1 protein-coding gene is annotated in these 532 nt (G+C 45.3%); it reads right to left on the bottom strand.

All coding sequences use genetic code 11. The features are described 5' to 3' along the window. Nucleotides 1-118 precede the first annotated feature (118 nt). A complete protein-coding gene (locus PGY33_RS14350; protein WP_009274458.1) occupies nucleotides 119-262 on the bottom strand; it encodes a hypothetical protein in 144 nt (47 codons plus the stop codon). Nucleotides 263-532: the final 270 nt, after the last annotated feature.

The raw sequence follows: 532 nt of genomic DNA, 5'->3' as shown, positions 1-532 counted from the left end.
AGCAGGAGACCTTTTTCAGATTTCCTGCTCGGTGTGCCGCTATGTGGGCGGCGGGTATTTAATTGTAAAAGTTCGGGGCAAGTTGACCCGATGTGAAGCTGACAAACTGGAAGTTATTTTACTTGCGTTCTATAAATCCTATGATTGAAAAAATCAATCCTACAATCCCAATTCCGATAACGAGCAGCCCCATTCCTGATGAGCAAAGAGAAATTATAATGGCAAAGAGTAGTATTGCAATACCTAATCCAATTTTCTTCATTGTAAATCCTCCTTTACAAATGCCGATTTGTTGTCATCTTCATTATACTTCATTGGCTATCGAAAAGATAGCATATTTTATGAAACTTGTCGGCTGGGAACAGCTTGCAACGCAAGGTGTCCCCAGATGGCAAGTACACAAAAGGGTAGCTGGCGGCAGCCAGCGCAGGGGAAGCGTAGCGTCCCCTGTTTGATTTGAAGCAGACCATGACTGCGGAAAATCACAGCCCTCCGGCGAGGAGCCTTCGGAGAACGCAATGCACCAACCTCT

The sequence above is a fragment of the Butyricicoccus sp. AF18-9LB genome (genome assembly GCF_027684505.1).
Classification (GTDB): domain Bacteria; phylum Bacillota; class Clostridia; order Oscillospirales; family Butyricicoccaceae; genus Agathobaculum; species Agathobaculum butyriciproducens.
Note: the sequence above shows the minus strand (reverse complement) of the source record. Positions and strands in the feature narration are given on the sequence as shown.